Here is a 24,725-nt window from a genome sequence, read left to right as displayed (position 1 = left end):
ATTGTCCCCGCGTCGAATCAGCATGAAGCATTTCTTACCCAGCACCACCCTTGCATTACTCGTTGGCCTGACTGTCCTGCCAATGTCGGCCAGTTCGTTCGCCGCCAACAGCTGGGATAATCTTCAACCTGATCGCGATGAAGTCATCGCCAGTCTGAATGTCGTGGAACTGCTCAAGCGCCACCACTACAGCAAGCCGCCGCTGGACGACAAGCGCTCGGAAATCATCTATCAGAGCTACCTCAAACTTCTCGATCCTGCGCGCAGCTACTTCCTCGCCAGTGACATCGCCGAGTTCGACAAGTGGCGTTTCCAGTTCGACGACTTCCTCAAAAGCGGCGACCTGGCCCCAGGTTTCACTATCTATAAGCGTTATCTGGACCGCATCAAGTCGCGTCTGGATTTCGCCCTGGCGCAGCTGAACAAGGGTGTCGACAAGATCGACCTGAACACCCAGGAAACCTTGCTGGTTGATCGCAAGGACGCGCCATGGGCCAAGAACGAAGCCGAACTCGACGACCTCTGGCGCAAGCGCGTCAAGGATGAGGTTCTGCGTCTGAAGATCGCCGGCAAAGACCCGGCGAAGATCCAGGAAACCCTGACCAAGCGCTACAAGAACCAACTCGCCCGTCTGGGCCAGACCCGTAGCGAGGACGTGTTCCAGGCGTACCTGAATACCTTCGCGATGTCCTACGACCCGCACACCAACTACCTTTCACCGGACAGTGCGGAAAACTTCGACATCAACATGAGCCTTTCCCTTGAAGGGATCGGCGCTGTCCTGCAGAGCGACAACGACAACGTCAAAATCGTCCGCCTGGTGCCGGCCGGCCCTGCCGCCAAGACCAAGCAAGTGGCGACCGCCGACAAGATCATCGGCGTTGCCCAGGGCGACAAAGAGATGGTCGACGTGATCGGCTGGCGTCTGGATGAAGTGGTCAAACTGATCCGCGGTCCGAAAGGCTCGGTCGTGCGTCTGGAAATCGTCCCGGCCAGCAATGCGCCAAGCGACCAGACCACCAAAATCGTCTCGATCACCCGCGAAGCGGTGAAGCTCGAGGAGCAAGCGGCGAAGAAGTCCATCCTGCACCTGAATCAGGACGGCAAGGATTACAAACTGGGCGTCATCGAGATTCCTGCTTTCTACCTGGACTTCAAGGCCTACCGCGCTGGCGATCCCGAGTACAAGAGCACGACCCGCGACGTCAAGAAACTGCTGACCGAATTGCAGTCCGAGAAAGTCGACGGCGTAGTCATCGACCTGCGTAACAACGGCGGTGGTTCGCTGCAGGAAGCCACTGAGCTGACCAGTCTGTTCATCGACAAAGGCCCGACCGTTCTGGTGCGTAACGCCGACGGCAAGGTCGATGTGCTGGAAGACGAGAACAGCGGTGCGTTCTACAAAGGCCCGATGGCGTTGCTGGTCAACCGCCTCTCGGCCTCGGCTTCGGAGATTTTCGCCGGCGCCATGCAGGACTATCACCGCGCGCTGATCATCGGCGGCCAGACCTTCGGCAAAGGCACCGTGCAGACCATTCAGCCGCTGAACCATGGCGAACTGAAACTCACGCTGGCCAAGTTCTACCGGGTTTCCGGCCAGAGCACCCAGCATCAGGGCGTGCTGCCGGACATTGGTTATCCATCGATCATCGACACCAAGGAAATCGGCGAAAGCGCGCTGCCTGAGGCGATGACCTACGACACCATCAAGCCGGCGATCAAGCCCGCGGTGGATCCGTTCAAACCGTTCCTCGCCCAGCTGCAATCGCGTCACGACGTGCGTTCGGCCAAGGACGCCGAGTTTGTTTTCATCGAAGAAAAACTCGCGCTGGCGAAGAAGCTGATGAGCGAAAAAACCGTTAGCCTCAATGAAGCCGAACGCCGCAAGCAACACGCTGATATCGAGAGCCAGCAGTTGGCGATGGAGAACGTGCGTCGCAAAGCCAAGGGCGAAGAGCCGCTGAAAGAGCTGAAGAAGGAAGACGAAGACGCGCTGCCTTCAGACGACGACAAGACTAAACCCGAGGATGACGCCTACCTGGCCGAAACCGGGCGTATCTTGCTCGACTATCTGGGCTTGAGCGGTTCAGTGGCAAAGAAGTAAACAGCATTAAACATGACTAAATGATGGCAAATCGTCATCAAATAGTCATGAATCTGTCGTGAAATAGCGGGGCTCGGCGCCACAGGCGTCCAGCCCCTTTTTCTTGCCCCGAGATTGCCATGACCGTGACTGAACAGCTGGGCGCTTTGAGTTCGATCCTGACTCACGGCGACTTGCACAGCCTGTTCCAACCGATTGTGTCGCTATCGGATCGGCGCATTCTCGGCTACGAAGCCCTGACTCGCGGCCCTTCCAACAGCGCGCTGCATTCCCCTCTGAACCTGTTCGCCGTGGCCCGTCAGGCCGGGCGCCTGAGCGAACTGGAACTCGCCTGCCGCGAGTCGGCCTGTCGTCGCTTCAGCCAACAGAAGCTGGAGGGCAAGCTGTTTCTCAACATCTCGCCGGAGTCGCTGCTGGAAGCCTCGCACCCGCCGGGGCGCACCTTGCAGCTGTTGCAGCGATACGGGATCCCGCCCAGCCGCGTGGTCATCGAACTGACCGAGCAAACACCAACCGATGACTTCGGTCTGCTCTACAACGCGCTGTATCACTATCGGGACATGGGCTTTTCCATTGCCCTCGATGACTTGGGCGCAGGCTATTCGAGCCTGCGGCTGTGGTCCGAGTTGCGCCCGGATTACGTGAAGATCGACCGGCATTTCATCGATGGCATTCATCAGGACGCGGTCAAGCGCGAGTTTGTCGGTTCCATGTTGCAGATGGCCAAGGCCTCGCGGGCGCTGGTGATCGCCGAAGGCATCGAGTTGCAGGAAGAACTCGCCGTGTTGATCGACATGGGCGTCGAGCTGGTTCAGGGCTATTTGCTCTGCCGACCCCAAGAGTTTCCGCCCCGGGACGCCCGTGCGCTGCTGCCGAAAATCGACCCTTCCGCCGCGACCCTGACCGAGGAAACCAGTGACCTCAGCGCCCTGCTCAACGAGCAGCCGGCGGTGGTGCAGACCACGCCCACGGCCACAGTGCTGGAAGCGTTTCGAAAGCAGGCCAATCTCAACTCGCTGGCGGTACTGGATGAGCAGCATCAGCCGATCGGCATCGTCCACCGCCACTCGCTGTCCGACGTGCTGCTGCAGCCGTTCGCCACCGAGCTGTACGCGCGCAAGCCGATCAGCCGGTTAATGAGCGATGATTTTCTTGCCGTCGAGTTGAGTCAGTCGCTGCAACAGGTCAGCCGACTGATCACCAGTCGGGCGCGGCAACGCATCGAAGAAGATTTCATCATCATGCAGAACGGCGCCTACCTCGGGCTGGGCCGAGTCATCGATGTGCTCAAGTTGATCACCGAGGTGAAGATTCAACAGGCGCGCTACGCCAATCCGCTGACCCTGCTGCCGGGCAACGTGCCGATTCAGCAATGCCTGACCCGTCTATTGCAGCAGGGCCGCGAATCAATGATCTGCTACGTGGACATCGACAGCTTCAAGCCTTTCAACGACATCTATGGCTACGGGCGCGGCGACGAGGTGTTGCTGTGCCTGGCGCAATGCCTGAACGACCGGATCGACCAGAGTCGCGACTTTGTCGGCCACATCGGCGGCGATGATTTCCTGATGGTGCTGGGCTCGGACGACTGGCGCAAACGTTTGTACATGCTGCTGGAAGACTTTCAGAACCAGTGCCGACGCTTCTACCGTGCCGAACATCTGGAGGCCGGTTGCTTCGTGGCACTCAACCGCCAGGGCCAGCGCCAGGAATTCCCGCTGCTGTCGCTGTCCATCGGCGTCGTGCATCTGTATCCGGAAGTCTGCACGACGCTCGACGCCAGCCAACTCGCCGAACTGGCCTCACAGGCCAAGCACCACGCCAAGGAGGTGATGGGTGCGAGTGTGCATGTGATCAATACGCGAGAGGCGGAGGTGATGGCGACGTTGAATCAGGCGGTTTTGGGGTGAGTTGCCGGTATTACGAAATCGGGTTGAGGGTGGGAGTCAATCTCGAAATCCCGAGTGCGACACTGACCCTGCAGGAGTGAGCTCGCTCGCGAAGGCGTTCTTTCAGCCGCTAAATTTCCAGCGAGTGTGATGGCCTCTTCGTGAGCAAGCTCACTCCCACAGGTCCGAGATCAAACCTTGACCCTAAGTCAGCCTTGATCACTTCCAGGGATCCGAGATCAGACCGGAATCCTGAGTACAGCCCAGATCATGTGGGAGCGAGCTTGCTCGCGAAGGCGATAGTCCGGCAAGTCTCAAACCAGAACCTGCTCTATTCAGGCTTCACCGGTTGCGGGTACTCAAATTCGAAGACTCGGGCCACTTCCGAGGCGTGCCAGGAGGCAGCAGCGATGCCGTCAGAGGGGCCGGAGAAACGGCCAAGACGTTCGACGCATTCAAAGAAACCCGTGCGTGGCAGGCGGCTGGCGCCCTGGCTGATGACCAACGCGCTGCGCAATGGCTGCTCGGCGCGGGCGTCGAGGGCGGCGAGGTGTTCAAGGGCGGCGGTCAGGGTTTGCATGGCGGGAGTGGGCAACTGTAACCGCTCAAGCAATGCGCGATAGGTCACCAGATGACGCTGGCGACGGGCAAGGTCCAGTTCGGCGAGCAACCCGTCCCAATGCTGGCGACTGATGCGCACGCTCATGCCTCACCCCGCCAGCCCGCAACACCCAGTTCCCACGCCAGACTCCGGCGAATGGCCGCGTCCGGCTCACGGGCGCCGCTTTCAATCAGGTTCAGATAAGACGGGCTGATGCCAACTGCGCGGGCCAGCTGCGCCACTTCCAGGCCCTTGGCCTCGCGCAGGGCACCTAGCTGATCGAAAGAAGGAAGGTCAACTGCGGCAGCAGGCTGTTCGCGATGGCCCTCAGCGTGAGTGGCAGACTCGGACTCCGGGCCATGCGCAACACCCGCCGCGCGCAACAGGGCCTGATACTGCGCCCATGGCAGCACCGCATATTCCGGCTCTCCATCGCGCGAAATAACCTGAAGATCCATACCAACACCCCTGTAGGACAAAAACGCGCTTCACGTAGTATTTTTCTAAGTATGGGCGGCATCTTAACAGCGGTCAGCGACGACTGGCGTGTGCGGAATCAATGAGTGCTGCCGCCGCCACTGATCAGCGACGCAAGGCCGTCTTCAAATCTTCTTCTCATGCTCCAGCAAGACAGGCGTTGCCGGCAAACGCTCAACCACCGCGAGCTTTTCCGGGTTCTGCAACGCGCGCCAGGCACGAAACGCGCTGAGTTCGGCTTCGAGGTGCTTCATCACCCACGCCAGCACGGCGATGTCGTCCAGCATCCCCAGACCCGGAATCCAGTCAGGAATTGCATCCAGAGGGCTGATGAAATACATCAGGCCGGCCACGATCGAGAGAATCGCCTTACCGCTGATGGCGCGATATTCCCCGCGCCAGTAAGCCAGGCACAACGCTTGAAGCAGTTTCAGATCGTCTTTTATCTTCCCCAGTCGACCGCCTTCACTGGCCGTTTTGCCTGCCACGGCAAACAGCAATGCGGGCAAACGACCTGCCGCCATCAAGCGCTTGGCCATGGGCAGATAACGAATGAGATTCCAGGGTGCTTTCATATCCACTCCACAATTACCGATAAAAATCGACCTGCTGTCTCACGTGTATGGTGTTGAAGCCTACCGACCCGGCAGCCGATTCTGCGCCCAAAGGTTATCCACACAAATTGTGGATAACCTTGTGAACAGACCTGCTTTTCGAGCCCGGAACGCCCGTTCTACCGGGCCTGGGCTTAGATCGCGCGTTTTTTACACACATAAAAACCCGCAAAAACCGTTGACTCATTCGGTCTGTGAGGCTAGCTACGGCTCAATAAATGCCTCTCAGCCTCCGACAAATCCCGGCTTAACACACCGTTACTGACCGACATGGGACTCTGCTCTTTCAAGCCGGTTCGATCAAATAGGCCCGGAAATGAAAATGCCCCGTCGAGACGGGGCATTTCTTTCAAGCGGTAATCAGGCGGTCGAATGATTACTTCTTGGCGGCTGGCTTGGCCGGTTCGGCGGCCGGGGCAGCCTCTTCTTCTTCATCAGCGCCAGCAGCATCATTGGCGCCTGCAGCAGCAGGGTCCTTGATGCCCAGCAGTTCCAGGTCGAAGACCAGAACCGAGTTTGCCGGGATGGTTGGGCTAGGGCTTTGTGCGCCGTAGGCCAATTCGCTAGGGATGTAGAGTTTGACCTTCTCGCCAACGTGCATCAGCTGCAGACCTTCGACCCAACCCGGGATCACGCCGCTCACTGGCAGATCGATCGGGCTGCCGCGTTCAACAGAGCTGTCGAACACTTTGCCATCAGTCAGCTTGCCTTCGTAGTGAACGGTCACGACATCAGTCGGCTTCGGTACTGGACCGTCGGCTTTCTTGATGATTTCGTACTGCAGACCGGAAGCGGTGGTGGTGACTTCCTTACGCTTGCCGTTTTCTTCGAGGAACTTCTTGCCGGCGGCTGCCGACTCTTCGCTCATCTTGGCCATGCGCTCTTCAGCGCGCTTTTGCAGGTCGCCAAACGCTGCAACCAACTCTTCGTCTTTGAGCTTCTGCTCTTTCTTGCCAACGGCGTCTTCGATACCCAGCGCTACCGCTTTGGAATCCAGATCGTCCATGCCTTCCTGAGCCAGGCTTTTGCCCATGTTCAGGCCGATGCCGTAAGAGGCTTTCTGGGCCGGGGTTTTCAGCTCAACGGTGCTGGCTTGCTTGTCACAGCCCGCGAGTACCAGACCGACCAGGGCAATCGCCGCTGCCAACCGATGCTGTTTCATTCTGTTTCCTTGTTCATGCGCCAATAGGGCAAACGAGTAAAGCCGCGAGCTTATCAGGCTGCCGCGATCAATGGCTACCGGCATGAGAGGGAGAAAAGGCAGATAAGTTCAGGTATCCAAAGGTTTTCTTGTTTGATCGAGAAATCCGTTCAGTTACGGTTCAGCCGCCAACCGCAGGGTGAGTGAACGGGGCTAATACACGTCCCGCAGGTAGCGCTTTTGCTCGGTCAGACAGCGCAACTGTTCGGCCGCTTTTTCCAGGCTGACGCCGCCCTGTTCGCTGATCACGCGACGCAGCGCCTGATCGACATCCCGCGCCATCCGCGAAGCATCACCGCAGATGTACAGGTGCGCACCCTCCTCCAGCCACCGCCAGAGTTCAGCGCCCTGCTCCTGTATGCGCTGCTGAACGTAGATCTTCTCCGCCTGATCCCGCGAAAACGCCAGGCTCAGCCGGGTCAGCAGGCCGTCCTGCTGCAGGCCTTGCAGTTCGTCGCGGTAGTAAAAGTCGGTGGCCTGATGCTGCTCGCCGAAGAACAGCCAGTTACGGCCCCGGTCGCCGCGGGCGCGCCGCTCCTGTAGAAACGCCCGGAACGGCGCCACCCCGGTGCCTGGGCCGATCATGATCATCGGCACATCTCCATCCAGCGGAGGGCGAAAATGCCGCGTAGGTTGCAGGAAAATTGGCACCTTGCAATTGCCCGCACGATCCGCCAGGAAGGTCGATGAAACGCCTTTGCGCAGACCGAAGCGCACGGCGGAAACCGTCAGGTGGACTTCATCGGGATGCGCCTTGGCGCTCGACGAGATCGAATAAAGCCGGGGCTGCAGCGGTTTGAGATGGTCAAGCCATTCCTCCGCAGAGCAGGCGATGGGGAACTCGCGCAACACGTCGGTCAACTGTCGGCCCCACAACCAGTCCTTCAGCTCGCTTTTGAACGGCTCGGTCAGGAGTGTTTTCAGGTCATTGCTGCCGTTACGCTCGGCGATGAACGCCAAGGTGTCTGCGCCAGGTCGCGCGATTTCGAATTGCTCGGCCAACGCCTGACCCAGCGGCACGTCGCCAGCCTTTATGCCGCGCACCGGTTGGTCGGCGTTCAGCCCCGTGAGTTCGAGCAGTTCGTTCACCAGCTCAGGGCAATTGCGCGGCCAGACCCCCAAGGCATCGCCCGCTTCATAGGTCATCCCCGAGTCCTCAAGGCTCAGCCCCAGTTGCCGCGTGTCCTTGGCGGCACCGTGCCCATTCAGTCGCCGATTGAGCGACAAACGCGCGAGATGGGGCTGTGTTCTTGAAGGCTGGTTCCCACAAAGCTGCGCTTCATCGCTGATCGACGGGGTAGGAAGATTCAGCGACAGCGCCTGCTGCAACCCGGTGAACCAGCTGTCTGCGTGGGCCTGGTATTCGCCGTCGCACTCGACTCTGGCGATCAGCCGTGAAGCGCCCAGCTGTTGCAGGCGCTGGTCGAGGTTCTTGCCGTGCTGGCAAAAGCGGTCGTAACTCGAATCACCGAGCGCCAGAACGGCGTAGCGCAGCGACTCCAGACGCTCGTTCCGGGCAGCCAGTATTTGCCAGAATCGTTGCCCATTGTCGGGAGATTCGCCATCGCCAAACGTGCTACTGATCAGCGCGACGTTCTGCAGCTGGTCCAGACGCTCGGAAGAAAAACTGTCCATCGCCGCCACCTGAACCGGCACACCGGCAGTCTTCAACCGGTCGCCGAACTGCCGGGCCAACGCTTCGGCATTCCCGGTCTGGGATGCCCAAAGCAGCGTCAACAGCGGCGCATGATTGGGTGCCGTCTGCGTCTCGGCCGCCGCTTGGGGCAAATCGAGGAAGCGATGCCCGATCAGCTCGACCTTGCGCAAGGCGACCGCGCAGCACTTGAATTCGGGCTGCCGGGAGATCGGGTCGACGGCGTCGTTGGTCACGGCGTTGATCGCCAGCTTTTCGCCGTACACGTCATTCCAGTGAAAGGGCGCGAAGCAGTTGCCCGGCAGGACACGGTTGCTGATCACCGCAGGCAACACCGCCAGCCCCCGTGCGGAACGGATTTCCACGCCATCGCCTTCGCGGATGCCCAGCGCAAGGGCATCGTCAGGGTGCAGTTCGACGAACGGGCGTGCATTCAGCGCGTTCAGCGTCGGCACTTTCCCGGTCTTGGTCAGGGTGTGCCATTGGTGCTGCAGGCGGCCGGTGTTGAGCACCATGGGAAATGCATCGTTAGGCAGTTCAGCCGGCGGCATGTGCGGACGTGGGAAAAATACCGCCTTGCCGTTTGCGGTGGGAAATATAATCGGCCGCCGTGGCGTGACGCCTTCCTTGACTGGGCCCGCACCGCTATCGCTGAGGTAGCGAATCGGACTGCGCACGGTCTCGTCATCTGGCGCGCACGGCCACTGCAAAGACTGATCCCGCAGCCGCCCATAACTTGCGCCGCGAATGTCGTAGCCCGTGGCGGGGTTCCAGGCCTGTTTGATTTCTTCGAACACCTCCTCTACCGAGGCGTAACTGAAGGCGTCGGCGAAGCCCATTTCACAGGCGACGCTGGCGATGATCTGCCAGTCGGGCAAGGCCTGCCCCGGCGCATCGACGGCTTTCTGTGTCAGGTTAAGGGTGCGCTCGGAGTTGATCATCACCCCTTCCCCTTCCGCCCAGAGCGCGCCCGGCAACAAGATGTCGGCGTAGCGATTGGTTTCGGTGTCGAGGAAGGCGTCCTGAGTAATGACCAGCTCGGCGGTTTTCAGGGCGTCGATGACCGTGGTGCGGTTGGCGACACTGGCCACCGGGTTGGTGCAGATGATCCAGCAGGCCTTGATCACGCCGTCGCGCATCTGCTCAAACAGGTCGATGGTGCCGCCGCCGGGCTGGTGCGGAATGCTGCCCTCGGGGATGCGCCAGAGGTCTTCGATGAAGCGGCGGTCGGCGTCCACTAACACCGAGCGCTGTCCGGGAAGTCCTGGGCCCATGTAGCCCATTTCCCTTCCGCCCATGGCATTCGGTTGGCCGGTCAGGGAAAACGGACCGCTGCCGGACCGACAGATCGCCCCGGTCGCCAGGTGCAAGTTGCACAACGCATTGGTGTTCCAGGTGCCGTGGGTACTCTGGTTCAGGCCCATGGTCCAGCAACTCATCCACTCCTGCGCCGCGCCGATCATCTGCGCGGCCTGACGGATTTCTGCTTCGCCCAGGCCGGTGATCTGTGCGACGTACGCGGGCGTGTACGCGGCGAGGAAGCCGGGCATGACGTCCCAGCCCTGGGTGAACGAGGCGATGAAATCGGCGTCGGTGTCGCCGTTCTCCACCAGCAAGTGCAACAGGCCATTGAGCAGCGCGAGGTCAGTACCCGGTTTGATTTGCAGGAACAGGCCGGCCTTGTCGGCAGTGGCACTGCGCCGGGGGTCGACGACGATCAGCTTCGCCCCGGCCTTGACCCGGTCCATCATGCGCAGGAACAGGATCGGATGACAGTCAGCCATATTCGCGCCGACCACGAAAAACAGATCGGCTTTGTCGAAATCATCGTAGGACCCGGGCGGGCCGTCCGCGCCCAACGAGAGCTTGTAGCCGCTGCCCGCGCTGGCCATGCACAGCCGCGAGTTGGACTCGATATTGGCGGTGCGCACAAAACCTTTGGCGAGTTTGTTGGCCAGGTATTGCGCCTCCAGGGACATCTGCCCCGAGACGTAGAACGCCAATGCGCCCGGGCCGTCGCGATCCAGAATCCCGCGCAGGCGCCGGGCGCTTTCGCTGATCACTGCGTCCATGGCAGCGCGCACCGGCTCGTGGCTGCGCTGACGGCGGATGTACGCGAACTCCATCCGTCCCGACTCGGCAATCGCCTGGCCGCAGGTGATGCCTTTGGTGCACAGACGGCCGAAATTGCTCGGGTGAGTCTTGTCGCCGACCACCTTGATGACTCGGTTGTCCTCGACCTGCAGGACGATGCCGCAACCGACGCCACAATAAGGACACACGCTCTTTACGCTGCTGCTCGCCATATTCCGTTTCCTGAAAGCAAAAAAAGACGCCCTGTTCTCATCCGTTGAAAAACGGAGAGCACACGGCGCCTTTGTCGTGAATATGGCAATCGGCGTTGATTGCCTGTGGACACGGTGTTGCAAACGACAGGCCAGCCTGGCTGGAAGACGTGCAGCGGAGGTTTTCAGTGGATTTCACTGATGTGATGACTGGACGCTGAGCTTCACAGTGGGGCGCACCAGGGTAAATCGCACCCTTTTCGAGCCGGCACCGTTCGCTATCAAGGGCGATGAGATCGAATGACGATCACGCTTATGGCCCGTCAAACCTTCGCGTCTGGCGGGGACGAAAGGCGTCCGACACCTGGACATTCTCCACTGGCACAGCCATTGCTACGTCTTATCAAGTCCAGCCTGAACACACGGTTGGCAGCCCTGGCCGGTCAACGCGGACCGCCAGCCGTTCGCGGCATCGGGCTCACCAGGTTGGCGTCGACACTGTGGTCGGGCGGCAACCCTTAAAAGAACAGGCAAAGGCGCCTGGAACCGAGAGGTTCCGGGCGCCTTTTTTTTTGCTCTCGAAAAACCTGATTGGCCTTGGCCGGGACTCGATATGAACACCACAGTCGCCCCACTCAACGACGTCCAAACCCTGATCGTCATCGGCAACGGCATGGTGGGTCACCACTGCGTCGAGCAGCTGATCGCCGCCGGCGCCCTTGAGCGCTACCGCATTCATGTGTTCGGTGAGGAAGGCCAGCGCGCCTACGACCGCGTGCATCTGTCCGAATACTTTGGCGGTCGCGACGCCGAGTCACTGGCGATGAGCGCTGCTTCTTTATATGAGCAGACCGGGCTTGCGCTGCACCTGGGTGTGCCGGTGCTGGAAATCGACCGGGCGCGGCGCGAAGTGGTGACCGCCAAGGGCCACTTCAGTTACGACAAACTGGTGCTGGCGACGGGTTCCTACCCTTTCGTGCCGCCCATCGAAGGCGCTGAAGGCCATTCGCGACTGGTCTACCGCACGCTGGATGACCTCGACACCATTCGCGCCGCGGCCAGTCAGGCGAAACGCGGTGTGGTGGTCGGCGGCGGGCTGCTGGGACTGGAAGCGGCCAACGCGCTGAAGTCACTGGGACTGGAAGCCCACGTGGTGGAATTCGCGCCGCGCCTGATGCCGGTTCAGCTGGACGATCACGGCGGCGCCGCCCTGAAGGCGCGCATCGAAGCGCTGGGGGTTGGCGTGCATCTGTCTCGCGCGACGCAATCCATCAGCGCGGGTGCGGAATACCGCTACCGGATGAATTTTGCCGGCGATGAATTCCTCGAAACCGACCTGATCGTTTTCTCCGCCGGCATTCGTCCGCAAGACGCCCTCGCCCGTCAGTGTGAGCTGGCGCTGGGCCCGCGCGGCGGCATCGCCATCGACGAACATTGCCGCACCAGTGACGCCGACATTTTCGCCATCGGCGAGTGCGCGGCCTGGAACGGCAGCGTTTTCGGCCTCGTCGCGCCGGGTTATCAAATGGCCCGCAACGTCGCGGCGCAATTGTGCGATCTGGACGCCGAGCCGTTCTTCGGGGCGGACATGTCGACCAAACTCAAACTGCTCGGCGTCGACGTCGGTTCCATTGGCGATGCCCATGGCGCGCTGACGGGCGCGCGCAGTTACCGGTATATCGATGAGGCCACCGGCAGTTATCGCCGCCTGGTGGTGTCCGCCGATGGCAAAAAAGTGCTCGGCGCCGTGCTGGTGGGCGACAACAGTTATTACGACACCTTGCTGCAATACGCACAGAACGGCATCAAGCTGCCCGCCGATCCTTCGAGCCTGATCCTGCCCCACAGCGACGGCGCGCCGACCCTTGGCGCTGACGCCCTGCCCGCCACGGCAACCGTTTGCTCATGCCACAACGTGAGCAAGGCGTCGATCTGTTCGGCCATCGACGGCGGCTGCACGGACCTCGCCGGGCTCAAGGCCTGCACCAAGGCGGCCACCGGTTGCGGCGGTTGTGCAGCGCTGCTGAAAAGCGTGTTCGAGCACGAACTGATTGCCCGCGGCGTCACCGTCGATAAAAGCCTGTGCGAGCACTTCGCGTTCACGCGTCAGGAGCTGTACGCCTTCGCCCGCGTTGAAAACATTGAAAGCTTTGACGAGATGCTTGCCCGCCACGGCAAAGGTCATCTGGGTTGCGACATCTGCAAACCCACCGTCGGCTCGATCCTCGCCTCGTGCTGGAACCGGCCGATCATGGACCCGTCGCTGGTGCCGCTGCAGGACACCAACGACACCTTCATGGCCAACATGCAGAAGAACGGCACGTACTCCGTGGTGCCGCGCATCCCGGCGGGTGAAATCACCGCGGACGGCTTGATCGCTATCGGCGCGGTCGCGAAGAAATACGACCTGTACACCAAGATCACCGGCGGCCAGCGCATTGACCTGTTCGGCGCGCAGTTGCACGAGCTGCCGGACATCTGGGCCGAGCTGATCGCTGCCGGATTCGAGACCGGCCATGCCTACGGCAAATCGACACGGACGGTGAAGTCCTGTGTCGGCAGCACCTGGTGCCGTTACGGCGTTCAGGACAGTGTACAAATGGCGCTCAACATCGAGGACCGCTACAAAGGCCTGCGCTCGCCGCACAAGCTGAAGTTCGCGGTGTCCGGCTGCACCCGCGAATGCGCCGAAGCCCAGAGCAAGGACATCGGCGTGATCGCCACGGAGAACGGCTGGAATCTGTACGTGTGCGGCAACGGTGGCATGCGCCCGCGCCACGCCGAGCTGTTCGCCACCGATCTGGACGACGAGACGCTGATTCGCTACATCGACCGGGTGCTGATGTTTTACATCCGCACCGCTGACAAGTTGCAGCGGACGTCGGTCTGGCGCGAGTCCCTTGAAGGCGGGCTGGATTTTTTGAAAGCGGTGGTGGTCGAGGACAGCCTTGGGCTCGCTGCCGAACTGGAGGCGCAGATGCAGTTGGTGGTCGACCGTTATGAATGCGAGTGGGCGAACGCGCTGAAGAGCCCGGAGAAACTCAAGCGCTTCCGCACGTTCGTCAATGACAAGGCCGCTGACCCGGACATTCATTTCGTCAAGGAGCGCAGCCAGCGTCGTCCGGCTCGCGCTGAAGAGCTGAATCTGATTGCCGCTGTGGAGGTTGCACGATGAGCCAGGCCAATGCTGCAGTAATGGAGATGCCGAAGACTCAGGTGTGGCGCGCGGTGTGTGCGCGTGAGGATCTGGTGCTGAATTCCGGCGTGGTTGCGTTGGTGGGCACTGCGCAGGTGGCGTTGTTTTATGTGGCGTCCATTGGTGGCGCGCCGCAGGTGTTTGCGATGGACAATCGTGATCCGGTCACGGGGGTGAATGTGATTGGTCGGGGGTTGATCGGCAGTTTGGGCGGGGATCTTGTGATCGCTTCGCCTTTATATAAGCAGCATTACCGACTCAAGGACGGTACGTGTCTGGAGGATGCGGCGTTGCGGCTGCGGACTTGGCCGGTGCGGCTGGTGGGCGATGTGGTCGAGGTAAATGTCGGATAAGTTCGCTGGAGTCTGGATCCGCGGCGTGGCTTAGAAAGATCCAGGGCGTCTGCCTAACGGCAGACTGTTTCGCCTTCGGCGAGTTACTTGGAAAAGCACCCCAAGTAACCAAGGGTGCCTGCTCTCGGTTGGGCCCGACTTCGTCGGGTTCCTTCACTCCGGCCTCGCTCCGTGGGCCCGCGCCGAACGGACATCCATGTCCTGACGGCGCTCTCGCCGCATCCATGCGGCTCGGCCCACTGCGCGAGACCTGCGTTCAGCCTGCACCCAAGTCGCGATTGGCGGTGACTGAGCCTTTTGTGTAGGAAGATCAAAAGCAGATCACAAGCAGATCAACAGCTTCCCGGCTGAAGCCGGTCCTACAGCCGGGATCGACGCCACTTCTGCTGGATGCACGCGCCGCTTTTAGTGGGACCGGCTTTAGCCGGGAAGAGGTCGGTGTGAGCGATTCCAGATTCTCGGGGTGAACCTGATCGTTCCCACGCTCCGCGTGGTAACGCAGCCCGGACGCTCTGCGTCCTGCGGGCACTCACCAAATCCCGGGCACAAAAAAAGCGACCCGAAGGTCGCTCTCTTTGTCGTTACGAGGAGTTCAAGGGCCTCGTAACTCAATATGGCGCAGCGGACGGGACTCGAACCCGCGACCCCCGGCGTGACAGGCCGGTATTCTAACCGACTGAACTACCGCTGCGCGTAACACTTGAAACGAATGGTGGGTGATGACGGGATCGAACCGCCGACATTCTGCTTGTAAGGCAGACGCTCTCCCAGCTGAGCTAATCACCCTTCGCTTCGGTGTGGCGCGCATTCTACGGAGCGATCAAAAAGCTGGCAAGCACTTTTTGAAATAAATTTTATAATCCTTCCAAAGGCTTACATCAGGGTTGGCCGCAGGGTCGCAGCAGCGAATAATGCCCCCCTTTGTATAAAGGAGAGATGTACCCCATGTGGTTCAAAAACCTGCTTGTCTATCGCCTGACCCAGGACCTGCCATTTGACGCCGAGGCGCTGGAAACCGCGTTGGCGACCAAGCCTGCACGTGCCTGTGCCAGCCAGGAGTTGACCACTTACGGTTTCATCGCCCCGTTCGGCAAGGGCGAAGACGCGCCACTGGTGCACGTCAGCGGTGATTTCATGCTGATCTCGGCGCGCAAGGAGGAACGCATCCTGCCCGGCAGCGTGGTCAACGATGCATTGAAAGAGAAAGTCGAAGAGATCGAGACCGAGCAGATGCGCAAGGTCTACAAGAAGGAACGCGACCAGCTCAAGGATGAAATCATCCAGGCCTTCCTGCCCCGCGCCTTTATCCGTCGCTCGGCGACCTTCGCTGCCATCGCCCCCAAGCAAGGCGTGATTCTGGTCAACGCTTCCAGCCCGAAGCGCGCCGAAGACCTGCTGTCGACCCTGCGTGAAGTGGTGGGCTCGCTGCCCGTCCGCCCCGTCACCGTCAAAACAGCGCCAACCGCCGTGATGACCGAATGGGTCAAGACCGGCGAAACCGCCGAGCACTTCTTTGTGCTGGACGAATGCGAACTGCGCGACACCCACGAAGACGGCGGCGTTGTGAAGTGCAAACGTCAGGACCTGACCAGCGACGAAATCCAGCTGCACCTGAGCACCGGCAAAGTCGTCACTCAGCTGTCGCTGGCGTGGCAGGACAAGCTGTCGTTCGTGCTGGACGACAAGCTCGGCATCAAACGCCTGAAGTTCGAAGACCTGCTGCAGGATGAAGCCGAGCAGAACGGCGGCGACGATGCGCTGGGTCAGCAGGACGCCAGCTTCACCCTGATGATGCTGACGTTCGGCGAGTTCCTGCCGCAATTGATGGAGGCACTGGGCGGCGAAGAGATTCCACAGGGGATCTGATTTCACCTTTCTCTGTAGGAAAAAGGCTTGCTGGCGAACGCATCACGTCAGATCACTTAAATGTTGCTGATACACCGCGTTCGCCAGCAACCCGGCTCCTACAGTTTCCGCGTCCACTTCATACAAATAAAAAGGAGCAGGCTATGCGCGCCCTGGCTGCGTTGAGTCGTTTTGTCGGTAATACCTTCGCGTACTGGGTGCTGCTGTTCGCCGTGCTGGCGTTCCTGTTCCCGTCCTGGTTCATCGGCCTCAAGTCGTACATCGTGCCGTTGCTCGGACTGGTGATGTTCGGCATGGGCCTGACCCTCAAGCTCGATGATTTTTCTGAAGTCGTGCGCCATCCCTGGCGCGTGGCTCTGGGTGTGGTCGCGCACTTCGTGATCATGCCCGGCGTGGCCTGGCTGCTTTGCCAGCTGTTTCACCTGCCGCCAGAAATCGCCGTGGGGGTGATTCTGGTGGGCTGCTGCCCGAGCGGCACCTCGTCCAATGTCATGACCTGGCTGGCGAAAGGCGATCTGGCGCTGTCGGTGGCCATCGCCGCCGTCACCACCCTTCTCGCCCCGCTGCTGACCCCGGCGCTGATCTGGCTGCTGGCGTCGGCGTGGTTGCCGGTGTCCTTCATGGAAATGTTCTGGTCGATCCTGCAGCTAGTGATGCTGCCGATCGTGCTCGGCGTCATCGCTCAGCGCCTGCTGGGCGCCAAGGTGAGTTTTGCCGTCGACGTGCTGCCGCTGGTGTCGGTGGTGAGTATCGTGATGATCGTCTGTGCGGTGGTGGCGGCGAGTCAGGCGAAGATCGCCGAATCGGGCCTGTTGATCATGGCCGTGGTGATCCTGCACAACAGCTTCGGCTTTCTGCTGGGTTACTTCACCGGCAAGCTGTTCAAACTGCCGCTGGCCCAGCGCAAATCGCTGTCTCTGGAAGTCGGCATGCAGAACTCAGGCCTCGGCGCCGCCCTGGCCGCCGCGCACTTTTCGCCACTGGCGGCGGTGCCAAGCGCGCTGTTCAGTGTGTGGCACAACATCTCCGGCGCGCTGCTTTCGACGTACTTCCGGAAGATGACGCCGGATGCGGTGGTTGCGGAAGAGAAGCCAGTGGTGGGTTGATCAGTCGTGCAGCTGGCTTGCTCTTTGTGGGAGATTCCCGGTCGCCCACGAGTCGTTCAGCAAATGCGGCCCCTGTGGGAGCGAGCTTGCTCGCGAAGACGATATTCCTACCGCTGAAGGTTTAGCGGAAGTACCAACCTCTTCGTGAGCAAGCTCACTCCCACAGGTCCTCTGTCGCAGCTCAACCAGCAGTCTCCCACAAGGTATTCCGATAGCTCGAAACATCCGGCTTCCGGCTAACGCACCGCCCCCCGCAACTCCGCCACCCGCTCACGCACCCGCGCCGGTTGCGATTGCTCACCCGTCAACGCTGGCCCGGCCACCAGGGTCACTCGGGACCACAGTCTGCGGAACACACCCTTATTCGGGTCGCGGCTGAAAAAGCTTCCCCACAACCCCTGTAATGCCAGCGGAATCACCGGCACGTCAGTCTCCTGCAAGACCCGGGTCATGCCGCTTTTAAAGGTGTCGATCTCGCCGTCGGTGGTCAGTTTTCCTTCCGGGAAGATGCACACCAGCTCGCCTTCCTTGAGGTAATGAGCGATGCGTTCAAACGCTCTGTCGAACACCGCCTTGTCCTCCTTGATACCGGCGATCGGGATCGCACCGGCCGTGCGGAACACAAAATTCAGCACCGGCAGATTGAAGATCTTGTAGTACATGACGAAGCGGATCGGCCGGCGCACAGAACCTGCAATCAACAGCGCATCGACGAACGAGACATGGTTGCAGACCAGCAACGCCGCGCCTTCATCGGGGATCAGGTCGAGGTCACGATGCTCAACGCGGTACATGGAATGGCTGAGCAGCCAGATCATGAAGCGCATGGTGAACTCGGGCACGATCTTGAAGATGTAGGTGTTGACCGCGATGTTCATCAGCGACACCACAAGGAACAGCTGCGGGATCGACAGCTTCACCACGCTCAACAGCACGATCGAGACAATCGCCGAGACCACCATGAACAACGCGTTGAGGATGTTGTTGGACGCAATGACCCGCGAGCGCTCTTTCTCCGGTGTTCGCGACTGGATCAGCGCGTACAGCGGCACGATGTAAAAGCCGCCAAAGACGCCGATGCCAAGGATGTCCAGCAACACCCACCACGCCTGCCCGTAACCCAGAATCGCCAGCCAGTTGTTGGCCTGCACGTCCTGTGGGAAATCACCGGAATGCCACCAGAGCAACAAGCCGAAAACTGTCAGACCCATGGAGCCGAACGGCACCAGGCCAATTTCCACTTTGCGCCCGGACAGTCGTTCGCAGAGCATGGAGCCGGCGGCAATGCCGATGGAGAATACGGTCAGAATCAGGGTGACGACGGTTTCATCGCCGTACAGAAAGTCCTTGGCGTAGGCCGGAATCTGCGTCAGGTAAATCGCGCCGACGAACCAGAACCACGAGTTGCCGACGATGGAACGCGACACCGCTTTGGTCTGCCCCAGGCCGAGTTTCAGGGTGGCCCAGGATTCGCTGAAGATGTTCCAGTTCAGGCGCATGTCCGGCGAAGCGGCGGCTGCCGGCGGAATGCCCCGGCTGGCGAGATAACCCAGGCACGCCACCGAAACCATCGCTGCCGCCACGATGGGCGCGTAGTGGGTCGCCGACATCATCACCCCGGCGCCTATGGTGCCGGCCAGGATCGCCAGAAACGTGCCCATTTCCACCAGACCGTTACCGCCCACCAGTTCGTTCTCATGCAGGTGCTGCGGCAGGATCGAGTACTTCACCGGCCCGAACAACGCCGAGTGGGTGCCCATGGCGAACAGCGCGGCCAGCATCAGCGACAGGTGATTGAAGAGAAATCCGATTGCTCCCACGACCATGATCACGATCTCCAGGACCTTGATCATGCGGATCAGTTTGTCCTTGGGGTACTTCTCGCCGAACTGCCCGGCCAGCGCCGAGAACAGAAAGAACGGCAGGATGAACAGCAAGGCGCAGAGGTTGACGTAGATGGACCGGTCCCCGTCGATGCTCAGCTTGTAGAGAATGGCGAGGATCAGCGACTGCTTGAAGATGTTGTCGTTGAACGCCCCGAGGGACTGGGTCACGAAAAACGGCAGAAAACGCCGCTTACCCAACAAACTGAACTGCGACTGACTCATCTTCCCTGGTCCTGAGTGGCGCCGGTGCCGGCTTTCGGATGGGAACGCCGAATGGCGGTTCCGGGCCACATTGAAGACGACACCGGCGGCAAAGTCGAGCACCCGCTCGAACGCATAGCCCGTTAGAGCGAGCGAGCGTTATCTAGCGTAGGCCCGCGATGCACGGCGAAACGAACAGGTCGCCCTTATAGGCCCCGCTCACGGTGCGCTTCATGATCACCAGCCACAGGACAGTCAGTGCGGCGACCAGCACGCTGCCGAGCACCGCGAAGAACCCGAGATGAAGCAGCGCGCCCAGCTTCAGGGTGGTCAGCGCGAACACGCCCAGCGGAAAGGTAAAACCCCACCAGCCCAGATTGAACGGGATGCCGTTACGCAGGTAACGCGCAGTAATCAGCAGCGCCATCAGGCACCACCACACGCCGACACCCCATAAAATCACGCCGCCGATCAGGCCAAGGCCCGAGGCGATTTCGCCGACGCCGGGCAGGCCGTTGGCGTTAAAGATCAGCGGAGAGTCTGCGCCCAGCACGATCAGGCCGAATGCCCCGGAGCTGATCGGTCCGAGGGCCAGCCAGCTCGAAGCAGCCATGCTTTCGTGGGGCAATTTGTGCAGGGCCATGCGCAGCAACAGGATGGTCAGAATGCTGAAGGCCACCGGCACCGACATCGCCCACAGCACGTAACTGGTGATGAGCACGCCGATTTGGCTGTGGCTGTCAGCCAGATGCGGCGCCAGCAGTCCGCCGCTCACCGCTGCCACTTCGCAGGCCACCAGCGGCAAGAGCCAGACGGCGGTCATCTGGTCGATGCGGTGTTCCTGGCGGGTGAACATCAAAAACGGGATGAGCACGCCGCAGGCCAGGGACATCGCCACGTCCAGCCACCACAACAGTTCGGCAAGCGGCAACACGGCGTCGCCCCAGCGTGGCAGGCCGAAAGTCAGCAACCCGTTAATGAGCGTCGCCAGGCCCATGGGAATCGTGCCGAAAAACATCGACACCGTGGAATGCCCGAACACCCGCCGCGCCTCGTCGAAAAACATCACCCAGCGAGCGATATAGAGGGCGCTGAAGGTCAGGAACAACACGATGTTGAGCAGCCACAAGGCTTCGGCGAGCTGGAACAGACCGGACACGGCCACCGGAAGCTGCACCAGCACCGCCGAAAGAATGCCGGTGCCCATGGTCGCGGCGAACCAGTTGGGGGTGAATTGGCGGATCACTTCCCGAGGGTGGCTCAGTTGGCTGAAGGGTCTTTGCGGGAAGAACATGGCGTGGGTCATGGCGGGCTCCTGTCCTCGTGTGAGGTGGTACCCATAGTAGGACGGCAGTTGATATCGACTAAGCGGGTAATTTAGCTATGGGTCATAGATTTACCCGATATGCACCGATCATGGGATTCATCGCGGCCCTGCGACACCGCGCCGCTCAGACCATGGTCGAAACAGACGAACCCCACGCGGCGTGCGAGACTGTCCGGCCGGCGAGGGATCGCCACCGAAACCGCTCGCCGCTTGTCTCTGGAGTTCCCATGTCGCTGTCCAGCGGGTTGATCGCTGCGGTCGCCCTGGCCTATATGGCCATCATGTTCGCCATCGCCTTTTACGGTGACCGTCGCAGCAAACCGCTGCCGCCGCGCCTGCGCGCCTGGGTGTACAGCCTGTCGCTGGCGGTGTACTGCACCAGTTGGACGTTTTTCGGCTCTGTCGGCCAGGCTGCCGAGCAACTGTGGTCGTTTCTGCCGATCTACCTCGGGCCGATCCTGCTGTTGCTTCTGGCGCCCTGGGTGCTGCAGAAAATGGTGCTGATCAGCAAACAGGAAAACATCACGTCCATCGCCGACTTCATCGCCGCCCGCTACGGCAAGTCGCAAACCCTCGCCGTCGTGGTCGCGCTGATCTGCCTGATCGGCGTGCTGCCCTACATCGCGCTGCAGCTCAAAGGCATCGTGCTGGGAGTAAACATCTTGATTGGTGCCGGCGCCGACGCCACCGGGACCCGCGCCCAGGACACCGCGCTGATCGTCTCGCTGGTGCTGGCGCTGTTCACCATCGTCTTCGGCACCCGCAACCTCGACGCCACCGAGCACCACCGCGGCATGGTCCTGGCGATTGCGTTCGAGTCGCTGGTCAAGCTGTTCGCCTTCATGGCCGTCGGGGCGTTCGTGACCTTTGGCCTGTACGACGGCGTGGATGACCTGTTCAACCAGGCCATGCTCGCGCCGCGCCTGGAGGAATACTGGAAGGAAACGGTCAACTGGCCGTCGATGGTGGTGCAGACCGGCGTCGCCATGATGGCGATCATCTGCCTGCCCCGGCAATTTCACGTCACCGTGGTGGAGAACATCGAGCCTCAGGATCTGCGCCTGGCCAAATGGGTGTTCCCGGCATACTTGGTGCTGGCGGCGGTGTTCGTGGTGCCGATTGCGCTGGCCGGGCAGATGCTGCTGCCGGCCTCGGTGCTGCCTGACTCGTTCGTGATCAGCGTGCCGTTGGCCCACGCCCACCCGACGCTGGCGATGCTGGCGTTCATCGGGGGCGCCTCGGCGGCCACCGGCATGGTGATCGTCGCCAGCGTCGCGCTGTCGACCATGGTCTCCAACGACATGCTGCTGCCATGGCTGCTGCGGCGCAAAACCGCCGAGCGCCCGTTTGAGGTGTTCCGCCACTGGATGCTCTCGGTGCGCCGGGTCAGCATCGTCGTCATTCTGTTGCTCGCCTACGTCAGCTACCGGTTGCTGGGATCGACCGCGAGCCTGGCGACCATCGGCCAGATCGCCTTCGCCGCCATCACGCAGTTGATGCCGGCGATGATTGGCGCGCTGTACTGGAAGCCGGCCAATCGGCGCGGGGTGTTTGCCGGGCTTGCGGCCGGGGTGTTCATCTGGTTTTACACCCTGGTGCTGCCGATCATTGCCCACAGCATGGGCTGGTCGCTGAGCAGTTTTCCGCTGCTGGCGTGGCTGCACAGCAATCCCTTCAATCTACCGATCAGCCCGCTGACCCAGGGTGTGGTCCTGTCGATGCTGGGCAACCTGGCGCTGTTTGTGTGGGTCTCGCTGCTGTCGCGAACGCGGGTGTCCGAACACTGGCAGGCGGGGCGTTTCATCGGTCAGGAATTGCAGGCGCGGCCTAACAATCGCTCGCTGCTGGCAGTGCAGATCGAAGACTTGCTCAAGCTCTCGGCGCGTTTTGTCGGAGAAGAGCGAGCGCAACAAAGCTTCATCCGCTTCGCCTACCGACAGGGCAAAGGCTTCAATCCCAACCAGAACGCCACCGGCGAATGGATCGCCCACACCGAACGCTTGCTGGCGGGGGTGCTGGGCACGTCGTCGACACGGGCGGTGGTCAAGGCGGCGATCGAAGGCCGCGACATGCAGCTCGAAGATGTGGTGCGCATCGCCGACGAAGCCTCCGAAGTGCTGCAGTTCAATCGCGCCCTGTTGCAAGGCGCCATCGAGAACATCACCCAGGGCATCAGTGTGGTGGACCAGTCCCTGCGGCTGGTGGCCTGGAACGCACGCTATCTGGAGCTGTTCAGCTACCCGGAAGGCTTGATCAGCGTGGGCCGGCCCATCGCCGACATCATCCGCTACAACGCCGAGCGCGGCCTGCTCGGGCCCGGCGAGGCCGAGGTGCACGTTGCCCGACGGCTGCACTGGATGCGTCAGGGCCGCGCGCATACCTCCGAGCGATTGTTTCCCAATGGGCAGGTGATTGAGCTGATCGGCAACCCGATGCCCGGCGGAGGCTTCGTGATGAGCTTCACTGACATCACCGCCTTCCGCGAGGCCGAGCATGCTCTCAAGGGCGCCAATGAAAGCCTCGAACAGCGCGTGGCTGAACGGACGCGGGAGCTGTCGCAGCTGAACACGGCGCTGAGCGAAGCCAAGGCCCATGCGGAAGCCGCCAATCAGTCGAAAACGCGCTTTCTCGCCGCCGTCAGCCACGACCTGATGCAGCCCATGAACGCGGCGCGTTTGTTCTCCGCCGCCTTGTTGCACAACGACGACAACGTGCCGGCGGAAGCGAAGCAGCTGATCCAGCACCTGGACAGCTCCCTGCGTTCGGCCGAAGACCTGATCAGCGACTTGCTGGATATTTCGCGCCTGGAGAGCGGCAAGTTCACGCCGACCATCACGCCGTTCGCCCTGAATAACCTGTTTGAAACCCTCGGCGCTGAATTCAAGGCCCTTGCCCAGGAGCAGGGTCTGGACTTCCGCGTGCGCGGCAGCACGTTGCGCGTGGCCAGCGATGCCAAACTGCTGCGGCGGGTGCTGCAGAACTTCCTGACCAACGCGTTTCGTTACGCCAAGGGGCCGATTCTGCTGGGGGTGCGGCGCCGGAACGGGCAGCTGAGCCTGGAGGTCTGGGACCGTGGGCCGGGCATTCCCGAGGACAAGCGGCAGGTGATTTTCGAGGAATTCAAACGGCTGGACAGCCATCAGACCCGCGCCGAGAAAGGGCTGGGATTGGGCCTGGCGATCGCCGATGGTCTGTGCCGTGTGCTCGGTCATTCGCTGGAAGTGCGTTCATGGCCGGGCCGGGGCAGCGTGTTCAGCGTTACGGTACCGCTGGCGCCCGCATTGCCGATGCCGGCCGCTGCGCCGAGCGAGCCTTTGCGGGCCGTGCTGAACGGCACGCAGATTCTGTGCGTCGACAATGAAGACAGCATTCTGATCGGCATGAATAGCCTGCTCAGCCGCTGGGGTTGTCAGGTCTGGACCGCGCGCAATCGCGAGGAATGCCAGGCCCTGCTCAACGACGGCATTCGCCCGCACCTGGCGTTGGTGGATTACCACCTGGACCACGGCGAAATCGGCACCGAACTGATGGCTTGGCTGCGTACGCAGCTGGGTGAGCCCGTCCCCGGGGTGGTCATCAGCGCCGACGGCCGCCCGGAGCTAATCGCCCAAGTGCATGCCGCGGGCCTGGAATACCTGGCCAAACCGGTGAAGCCCGCAGCCCTGCGAGCGTTGTTGAGTCGGCATGTGCGGCTGGGTTGAGGCTGGCTGGTGTCGTCAAGATGGGAACGATGACCCACTGTAGGCGTGAGCTTGCTCGCGATCGGCTGCGCAGCAGTCGTCAAACCTGACACCCCGGTACTGCCTGCCACACCGCATGCACCGGTTTGCTGCCGCTGCGCGCCAGATCGCGAGCAAGCTCACTCTTACAGTTTTTGCAGCGTCCAAAGAATTCGCCCCAGGCCACAGATCGTGCCTGACCGTGCGCAGATTCCGCGTCAGACGACGATCAATGTAGGAGTGAGT

14 protein-coding genes and 2 tRNA genes are annotated in these 24,725 nt (G+C 61.2%); 7 read left to right on the top strand and 9 right to left on the bottom strand.

Annotation, left to right across the window (positions count from 1 at the left end; translation table 11 throughout):
- The first annotated feature begins 22 nt into the window (after positions 1 to 22).
- Positions 23 to 2,104, top strand: coding sequence for a carboxy terminal-processing peptidase (locus FX982_RS13535; protein ID WP_172611140.1), 2,082 nt, complete (start codon positions 23 to 25; stop codon positions 2,102 to 2,104).
- Between the two features lie 119 nt (positions 2,105 to 2,223).
- Entirely contained in the window at positions 2,224 to 4,014 is a 1,791-nt protein-coding gene (locus tag FX982_RS13530; protein ID WP_172611139.1) for a bifunctional diguanylate cyclase/phosphodiesterase, read from the top strand.
- 310 nt (positions 4,015 to 4,324) lie between these two features.
- On the opposite strand, the gene FX982_RS13525 is transcribed toward FX982_RS13530, so the two are convergent.
- From FX982_RS13525 to FX982_RS13505, 5 genes are all read right to left on the bottom strand, one after another.
- Positions 4,325 to 4,699 carry a hypothetical protein gene (locus tag FX982_RS13525; RefSeq protein ID WP_172611137.1) on the bottom strand — a complete coding sequence of 125 codons (375 nt, stop codon included), beginning with the start codon at positions 4,697 to 4,699 and terminating at the stop codon, positions 4,325 to 4,327.
- On the bottom strand, positions 4,696 to 5,052 hold the full coding sequence (locus FX982_RS13520; protein WP_172611135.1) for a helix-turn-helix domain-containing protein: 357 nt from the start codon (positions 5,050 to 5,052) through the stop codon (positions 4,696 to 4,698). The genes FX982_RS13525 and FX982_RS13520 overlap by 4 nt, the downstream gene beginning before the upstream one ends.
- 144 nt (positions 5,053 to 5,196) lie before the next feature.
- The gene (locus tag FX982_RS13515; RefSeq protein WP_122537479.1) at positions 5,197 to 5,646 is read right to left on the bottom strand and encodes a YkvA family protein; all 450 of its coding nucleotides are present in this window, start codon (positions 5,644 to 5,646) and stop codon (positions 5,197 to 5,199) included.
- A gap of 415 nt (positions 5,647 to 6,061) precedes the next feature.
- Positions 6,062 to 6,847 carry an FKBP-type peptidyl-prolyl cis-trans isomerase gene (locus FX982_RS13510; protein ID WP_122537478.1) on the bottom strand — a complete coding sequence of 262 codons (786 nt, stop codon included), beginning with the start codon at positions 6,845 to 6,847 and terminating at the stop codon, positions 6,062 to 6,064.
- A gap of 192 nt (positions 6,848 to 7,039) precedes the next feature.
- A complete protein-coding gene (locus tag FX982_RS13505; RefSeq protein WP_172611134.1) occupies positions 7,040 to 10,846 on the bottom strand; it encodes a bifunctional nitrate reductase/sulfite reductase flavoprotein subunit alpha in 3,807 nt (1,268 codons plus the stop codon).
- 592 nt (positions 10,847 to 11,438) lie between these two features.
- Here FX982_RS13505 and nirB point away from each other — a divergent pair.
- On the top strand, positions 11,439 to 14,000 hold the full coding sequence (nirB, locus tag FX982_RS13500; RefSeq protein ID WP_172611132.1) for a nitrite reductase large subunit NirB: 2,562 nt from the start codon (positions 11,439 to 11,441) through the stop codon (positions 13,998 to 14,000).
- Positions 13,997 to 14,374, top strand: coding sequence for a nitrite reductase small subunit NirD (gene nirD, locus FX982_RS13495; RefSeq protein WP_172611130.1), 378 nt, complete (start codon positions 13,997 to 13,999; stop codon positions 14,372 to 14,374). Before nirB ends, nirD begins: the two co-directional genes overlap by 4 nt.
- Positions 14,375 to 14,988: 614 nt before the next feature.
- Here nirD and FX982_RS13490 read toward each other — a convergent pair.
- Together FX982_RS13490 and FX982_RS13485 are read right to left on the bottom strand one after the other, a co-directional pair.
- Positions 14,989 to 15,065, bottom strand: a tRNA-Asp gene (locus tag FX982_RS13490).
- Between the two features lie 19 nt (positions 15,066 to 15,084).
- Positions 15,085 to 15,160 (bottom strand) — tRNA-Val (locus tag FX982_RS13485).
- 159 nt (positions 15,161 to 15,319) lie between these two features.
- Here FX982_RS13485 and rdgC point away from each other — a divergent pair.
- Positions 15,320 to 16,240, top strand: coding sequence for a recombination-associated protein RdgC (rdgC, locus tag FX982_RS13480; protein ID WP_065986824.1), 921 nt, complete (start codon positions 15,320 to 15,322; stop codon positions 16,238 to 16,240).
- A gap of 143 nt (positions 16,241 to 16,383) precedes the next feature.
- The gene (locus FX982_RS13475) at positions 16,384 to 17,346 is read left to right on the top strand and encodes a bile acid:sodium symporter family protein (RefSeq protein WP_172611129.1); all 963 of its coding nucleotides are present in this window, start codon (positions 16,384 to 16,386) and stop codon (positions 17,344 to 17,346) included.
- A 236-nt stretch (positions 17,347 to 17,582) separates the two neighbouring features.
- On the opposite strand, the gene FX982_RS13470 is transcribed toward FX982_RS13475, so the two are convergent.
- Entirely contained in the window at positions 17,583 to 19,454 is a 1,872-nt protein-coding gene (locus tag FX982_RS13470; protein WP_172611126.1) for an MFS transporter, read from the bottom strand.
- Between the two features lie 142 nt (positions 19,455 to 19,596).
- Positions 19,597 to 20,739 (bottom strand): TDT family transporter, encoded by a 1,143-nt coding sequence (locus tag FX982_RS13465; protein ID WP_172611124.1) that lies wholly within the window; start codon positions 20,737 to 20,739, stop codon positions 19,597 to 19,599.
- 248 nt (positions 20,740 to 20,987) lie between these two features.
- Between FX982_RS13465 and FX982_RS13460 the strand changes: the two genes are divergently transcribed.
- Entirely contained in the window at positions 20,988 to 24,461 is a 3,474-nt protein-coding gene (locus FX982_RS13460) for a hybrid sensor histidine kinase/response regulator (protein WP_172611122.1), read from the top strand.
- Positions 24,462 to 24,725: the final 264 nt, after the last annotated feature.

The organism is Pseudomonas graminis, from assembly GCF_013201545.1.
Classification (GTDB): Bacteria; Pseudomonadota; Gammaproteobacteria; order Pseudomonadales; family Pseudomonadaceae; genus Aquipseudomonas.
This window is presented reverse-complemented; position numbering and strand designations above follow the sequence as displayed.